The 7,086-nt window shown below is 71.5% G+C and carries 5 protein-coding genes; 2 read left to right on the forward strand and 3 right to left on the reverse strand.

Translation table 11 applies throughout. The annotated features are described in order from the left end of the window. Window positions 1–24: 24 nt before the first annotated feature. Both KDM41_08955 and KDM41_08960 read right to left on the reverse strand, forming a co-directional pair. The gene (locus KDM41_08955) at window positions 25–1,218 is read right to left on the reverse strand and encodes an ATP-grasp domain-containing protein (protein MCB1183551.1); all 1,194 of its coding nucleotides are present in this window, start codon (window positions 1,216–1,218) and stop codon (window positions 25–27) included. A gap of 36 nt (window positions 1,219–1,254) precedes the next feature. Beyond that, entirely contained in the window at window positions 1,255–2,241 is a 987-nt protein-coding gene (locus KDM41_08960) for a T9SS type A sorting domain-containing protein (protein MCB1183552.1), read from the reverse strand. 245 nt (window positions 2,242–2,486) lie between these two features. Between KDM41_08960 and KDM41_08965 the strand changes: the two genes are divergently transcribed. Next, window positions 2,487–5,741 (forward strand): hypothetical protein, encoded by a 3,255-nt coding sequence (locus KDM41_08965; protein MCB1183553.1) that lies wholly within the window; start codon window positions 2,487–2,489, stop codon window positions 5,739–5,741. 25 nt (window positions 5,742–5,766) lie between these two features. Continuing rightward, entirely contained in the window at window positions 5,767–6,381 is a 615-nt protein-coding gene (locus KDM41_08970; GenBank protein MCB1183554.1) for a hypothetical protein, read from the forward strand. A 94-nt stretch (window positions 6,382–6,475) separates the two neighbouring features. On the opposite strand, the gene KDM41_08975 is transcribed toward KDM41_08970, so the two are convergent. Next, window positions 6,476–7,086, reverse strand: a 611-nt coding sequence (locus tag KDM41_08975) for a citrate lyase subunit alpha (GenBank protein MCB1183555.1), incomplete at its 5' end; no start/stop codon positions are given.

Below are 7,086 nucleotides of genomic sequence, written 5' to 3' on the forward strand. Positions count from 1 at the left end.
GTGTCGGGAAACGTCGACAGGGGATCAGGCGAGCCAGGCGCGCAGGTCGTCGGCGAGGATCGCCGCGAGCTCGCTCTCGCGGCCGGCCGGCGTCTCGACGAAGAGGAAGCCGAAGAGGGGGTAGCGCCGCCAGTCGACCGGGCGGCAGTCGAGCACGCGCGCGAACCGCGCCGCCAACCCGTCGAAGTCGAACCCCTTCACGTCGGCGCCGGGCACGCCGGTGCCGTTGTCGAGCACGACGATGCTCCAGCTGCGGTCGTCGCGGTCGCGGCAGACGGCCGGCCAGTCGGGCCGTTCGTCGCGCAGGAAGGACGCGTAGGGGTCGAAGCCCCAGGCGTGGCGGGCCAGGTCGGCGGTGGTGCACCAGCCGCCGTAGCGCTGGGGATTGATCTCGATGGGCACGATGCGGCCGTCGGGCCGCACCCGCACCTCCACGTGGACCGGCATGCCGCGCACGCCGGTGAGCGCCCCCACCTCCTCGAGCCAGGTCGTGAACGGGTGCAGCCACCGGGTGAGCAGCGCCACCGAGGTGGTGTAGACGCGGTCGCTGACCGACGCGGTGTGGGCGAAAGGGTGGTGCAGGATGTTGGTGATCACGGCCCGGCCGTCGTCGTCGTACCAGGCGTCGATGGCGTACTCGTCGCCGACGATGACCTCCTCGACGAGCAGGCGCGCCGGATCGAGGACCGAGTCGGGGTACTGGCCCCGCGTCGACGCCAGGTCGTCGGCCAACAGTCCCTGCACCCGTCGCCAGTCGTCCCGGTCGCGCACCACGTGCACGCCGAGGCTGAAGAAGCCCACGGCGGGCTTGATCACGAAGGGGAACGGCATGTCGGCCGGCTCCCAGCCCGGCAGCGCGGCGGTGGCCAGGGTGCGGAAGCGGAAGTCGGGGTAGAGCGGGCGCAGGAGCTCGCGGGTGCGGGCCTTGTCCTTGCAGGCGGCCACCCACGCCGCCAGGGGCGTGCCGGCGGCGGCGCCCACCAGCCAGTCCAGGGCGTTTTCGCTGTTGGTCAGGACGCGGGCGCCCGCACGCACCAGGGCCGTGGCCGCGGCGGCGTCCAGCAGGCCCGGGCCGAGCCCGGCGGGGTCCACGTCGGCCGAGGTGCAGAACACCGGCAGGCGGTGCTCGCGCAGCGACGCGCGCAGGTCGGCCGAGACGTAGGGGCCGGCGAGGATCATCACACCGGAAAGCGGCGGTGCGTGGGGGTCGCGCGACATCGCTTCATCCTTCCGCGGTGGCCGAGGCCGCCGCCCCTACCGCACCTGCACGATCTTCCGCGTCACCCGCTCCGCGCCGACCTTCAGCTCGTAGAAGTAGATGCCGCTGGCGACGCGCTGGCCGGCGCCGTCGCGCCCGTCCCAGAACGCCTGGTGCGGCCCCTCGGCCACGCGCCCCTCGAGCAGGGTGCGCACCGCGCGGCCGGCCACGTCGTAGATGCGCAGGCTCGCCGTGCCCTCCCGCGGCACCTCGAAGGCGATGCGCGTCGGGCCGGCGGCGGGGTTGGGCATGCCCTTGCCCATGCTCAGGCCCAGACGGGTGAAGTCGGCCGCGGCGCTGAGGCCGGTCTCGCCGATGAGGTGCGTCGTGAACTGGGAAGTGTTCCCCTCGAACTCGCAGAGCAGTTCCTCGTTGCCGTCGCCGTTGAAGTCCTCGATGACCAGGGACGAGAACTGCCTCCCCCCGACCGCCGGGTCGTTGCCCGAGGCGTAGATCACCGCGCCGGTGGCCGGCGAGACGATCTGAAGGTCGGCGCGGACCAGGATGAGCGCACCCGGTTCGGCGGGCGACAGCCGGGCCTCGCCCGCGAGGTCGTAAAAGCCGTTGCCGAGGAGGATGTCCGGCCACAGCCGCTGCACCCGGCCCCGGGAGTCGACGTCCAGCGCGCCCAGCAGGCACGAATTGTCGGGGCGCCACGCGATGGCGAGGATCTCCGCGAGGCCGTCGCCGTCGAGGTCGCGCAGGTAGAATTTCGTGTTGTTGAACACGTTGAATGGACTCGGCAATTCTTCGACCTGGGGCCCCGCCTCGAGGCGGACGACGCCGACCGCGGCGAGGGGCGTGTGCACGAGGGCGTCGAGACCCGCGGCGGGGTCGATGTCGCCGAGGGCGATCACGGTGCCGATGTTGCCCGAATCCCACAGGGAGCCGATCTGGGCGGAGGCGCGGGCGGACGGCAGCAGCGCCACCGCGGCGAGCAGGAGAGTTGCAGCGATGCGGAGCAGGGGGCGGGTGCGGACCATGGCGACTCCTCGAGGCGGGTGCGGGAAACGATGGCGTTCGGCCGCCAGCATATTCCGGTTCCCCACCCGCGGCAACCTGGGGCTGGCCCTCGGGGGCGGCCCGGGTCGACATCCCCGGAGCGGGGCCTCATCTCGCCAGGAACATCTAAAGGAATCACTTATGCGCCCGATAGGACTGCGGACCCGAAACACCGCCACCCGGTTCCGTTCCTCGCCCACGGCCGGATCCCCTCCGGGAGTGGACCATGCGCAACGGCCTCGTTCTGCTGACGATCCTGACCCTGGCCGGCCCCGCTGCGGCCGACAAGCTCGTCTTCACGTCGACCTTCGGCGGCGGCTTCTCCAACGGCGCCCTCGTCGGCTACGACCTCGACAGCGCGCAGTTGGCGCCGCTCGTCAGCCTCGCTGGCTCGCCGATGGCCGGCAACATGATCTCCCTGCAGGCGGCCGGCGTCGGCGGTGACTACGTGGGCGGCCTCACTCTCGGCCAGGACGGGATGTACTACGGCACCAACAGCCTCGCGGCGGGCCTGGACAATCTCGAGACCTACATCAAGAGCACCGCCTCGGGGATCTTCTACCGGGTCGACCCGGCGACGGGCGACCTCGAGGTGCTCCATTCGTTCGTCGGGGACGGACCGACCGACCTGTTCCGCAACCTGTCGGCCCCGAACTACGGCGGCGACCTCTCGTTCCCCATCTACAAGCCGACCGAGACGGCGCCCGGCGTGTTCTACGGCCTGGCCCTGCGCGGCGGCACCGCCGACAAGGGCGGCGTGTGGCGCTTCGACGTCAACACCGGCGAGTACGGCGTCGTGGCTTCGTTCGACCCGGCCGGCCTGGGCATCGACCCGACCTGTCCCCTGATCGCCGGCGACGGCACGAACCTGTACGGCGTGACCCGCTCGCGGGGCGGCGGCTACGAGGGCTATCTCTACCGCGTGCCCACCGACGGCAGCGCCGCGGCGTTCGTCAGCGGCCTGTCCGGCACCCTGGTCATGAACCATCCCCGCGGCGACATCGCCTACCACCGGGGCGAGAACGCGATCTACGGCACCAAGGACCTGCGCGAGATCAACGGCAACTGGGGCGGCGGCATCTGGAAGTACGACCTGGACGACCACGCCGTCACCACCCTTTGGCAGGTGGCCTTCGCGGACCTCGACGTTCTGGGCAGCAAGGTGGCGGGGCTCGTCCGCGCCAACGACGGCAGGTTCTACGCGACGACGACCGACCAGGGCGGCCACGGCGCGGGAACGATCCTGCAGTACGCGAACGGGACGGCGGTCAAGGTCTTCGACTTCCCGGCCGCGTGGGGCAACTCGGGCATCCGCGCCTCGGGCAGCGGCCTGACCGTCGTCGGCACGAAGATCTACGGCACGACCTCGATCTCGTACGATGGCCCGTTGGTCTGGTCCTTCGACTACGTGACCAACACCTTCCTCGAAGTGGTGCAGACCTCCGACCTGCCCGGCGGCATCGGCAACGACGGCGAGTACGCGATCATCGTCGCCGACGGGCACGTCATCGGCCGCACGCGGCACGCCGCCATCGGCGGGGCCGGCAGCGTCTGGGACCACGACCTGTCGAGCGGCGAAACCGTGGTCCTGCACGACGCGAGCGCCGAAATGGGCCGGTCGTTCACCGGCGAACTGACCTTCCTCTCCGCGGACGTAGTGGTCGGCTGGAGCGCCATGGGCGGACGGATCTCGACCATCGACCCGACGCGGCCCAACGAGGACGGCGAACTGCTCCGGATCGACCTGGGCACGGGCGCCATCGACATCATGGAGACGACATACAGCCACCTGGACAACGAGGCGGTGACCTACAGCTGGGCCCGGCCCCTGCTGACGTCGGCCGGCGAGTTGGCGTACTACGTCGACCGCGAGTCGTTGAACCCCTTCTTCCGGCTCGAATACCTCGACGTGGTGGGCAACGCGAACAGCGCCTACACGCCGCTCCGGGACGTGCAGAACACCCAGGCCGGCGTCATCCCGGGCAGCGTCGAGGCCCCCGGCGGCCGCATCCTGACGGCCTACGCCGACACCCTGCTGGTGCAGGACGCCACCACGCACGCCTTCGTGGACGGCACCTTCCTCTTCGTCCGGGACGTGGCCGGACGGGCGGACGGCAACCTCCTGCTGGCTTCCAACGGTCGCGTCTACGGCCTGACCCAGGCCGAGGACGACGTGCCCACCAGCTGCTGCGCCCTCTGGTCGGTGGGCCCGGCGACCCTCGATGTCGCCGTCGAGCATCTCTTCGACGCCGGCGTGCGGTCGGTGAACTTCGGCCTGGGCGAACTGGACGGCAAGCTCTACGGCGCCACCAACTACGGCGGCGCCAACGGGGACGGCTACCTGTTCGCGTACGACCTGACGAACCTCACCCTGTCGGTGGTTCACGACTTCGACTCGCCGGCCGAGGGCGCCGGATTCGAGGCCGGCTGGACGCCGCACGACGGCAGGCTCTACTCGACCGCGTACACCGGCGGCGCCCACGGCAACGGCACGCTGGTCGCGTTCGATCCGGGCACGGGCTCGCTGACCGTGCTCGCCGACCTGACCACCGAGACCGGACGCCCCTTCCGCGCCACGCCCGTGGTCTGGGCCCCGCTGCCGCTGCAACTGGACGCCGCGGTGCACCAGAATCCGGCCCTGACGCGCTACGCCGACCTCCACGTGACGTCCAACACCGCATTGACCGGGGCGCCGGACGTGGCCCTCGTGGTCGGTGCCGACACCACCGCGGTTGCCATGACCGCCCTGTCGGTGAGCACCTGGTCCGGGGCCATCGCGTTCACGGTCGAAGGGACCTACACCATCGCGACCCGCGGCATCGCCGCCAACGGCACGACCGCCGACGGCGCCCGCACCTTCACCGCGGGCCAGGCCAAGGCAGGCCAGGCGTTCCGTCTGACCGCCGCCGACGGCGGCGCCGCCCTCGACCTGGCCGACGGGTCGGCCGTGGCCGGGCGCTGGTTCACGATCCAGGACGATGCCGGCACGGTGCACTTCGGCCCGGATGGACAGCTGCCGGCCGCCGTGGATCTCGTCTTCGCGGGCGGATCGCGCGAGCTCGCGGTCTACCGCCGCGACGGCGACGGCTGGGTGGCCGAGCCCACCCTGCTCGGAGCCGACGGCACGACCCTCACCATCGTCACCGACCGCCTCGGCACGTTCCGGCTGGCGCCGGGCGTCCCGGGCGAGACGCCCCCGGCCGGACGCAACGTCCTGCACGGCGCCGCGCCGAACCCGTTCAACCCCGCGACCACGGTGTCCTTCGACCTGGCGGTCGCCGGCGAGGTCGAGCTGGCGATCTATGCGGTCGACGGCACGAAGGTGCGCACCCTGGCGACCGGGCGCCGCGACGCCGGTCCGTACCGCATCCTGTGGGACGGTCGCGACGACGGCGACCGGCGGGTCGCCAGCGGAACCTACTTCGCCCGCCTGCGCACGGCGCAGGGCAACCTCGTGGCCAAGATGGTGCTGCTGAAGTAGCCGCCGACGAGAAGGAGAACCGGACATGGACAAGCGCATCATCACGACGGCCCTGGCCCTGCTGGCCATCACGGCGATCGGCTGCGGGGACGACGACGGGACGATCCCGCCCGTACCGACCTACGACGACACCGTCGCCGCAGGCTGGACGAAGTACGAGGCCGGCGACTTCGACGGCGCCCTGGCCGCGTTCGCGGCCGCGGCGAGCGTCGACGCGGCGCGGCCCGACGCCTTCGTCGGCCAGGGCTGGTCGGACCTGCGACGGGACGCCCTGGCCGGGGGGCGGGACGCGTTCCTCGCCGGCGAGGCGGTGGCCGACACCGCGTCCGCGGCCCGATCCGACCTGCGGGCCGGCCTGGTCTTCGCGCTGAACGCGATGAAGGACTACGACGCCTCGAACGCGTGGGCGGACTCGCTGCTGGCCGACGCACCGGCGTGGGCCTTCGCCCACGAGAGCGGGCTCGACGCGGCGGACGTGCGGGTCGTGCAGGCGGAGAACCTGTTCGCTCTCGGCGACTTCGACGCGTCCCTGGCGGCGGTCAAGGCGCTGAACCCCGCCTTCGCCCTCGACACCGTGGCGACAGCGGCCGACGAGGCGGCCCTCGCCGCGGAGATCGAACGCCTGCGGGCGGCGAGCTGAGCGGAATTCCGGGACACCGCACCCCGGGCCTGCGAAAAGGCGGCGACCCCACCGGGGCCGCCGCCGACTCTTCACGACAGGATCCGCCCGTCGGCTATTCCTTCACTTCCCGCACCGAGTCGATCACCGTCCCGTCGACCCACTTGATGGCCGCGACGACCTTCTCCCCCAGCTCGGGCTTCTCCGGCGCGCCGCCGCAGATCTCCTCGATCTCGCCCTTGAGGTCGGCCATCTCGCGGAGGGGCAGGCTCGAGCCGCGCAGCTTCTCGCGCAGGTCGCGCCGCAGCGGGTTGATGGCGATGCCGCGCTCGGTGACGATGACATCGATCAGCTCGCCGGGTCCGCACAGGGTCGTCACCTCGTCGACCACCACCGGGATGCGGTCGCGGAACGCGGGGATCGGCAGGATCGTGCACTTGCTGGCCAGGCAGTTCTGCCAGCCGCCGATGCCGTGCAGCAGGCGGCCGTCGCTGTGGGTGACCACGTTGGCGTTGAAGTCCACGTCGACCTCGGTGGCGCCGAGCACTACCGCGTCGAGCAGGCTGGCGAAGTTGCCCTTGCCGTGCCAGTTGTAGCTGGTGAAGGGCGTGGTGTTCACGTGCAGCGCGTTCTCGCGCATGGAGCGCACGCCCTCGAGGTCGAAGGTCTGGCCGTCGAGGATGTAGTCGGTCAGTCCCTCTTCCAGCATGTCGACGAGATACTGGG

This window comes from bacterium, from assembly GCA_020440705.1.
In the GTDB taxonomy this organism is placed as follows: Bacteria; Krumholzibacteriota; Krumholzibacteriia; order LZORAL124-64-63; family LZORAL124-64-63; genus JAGRNP01.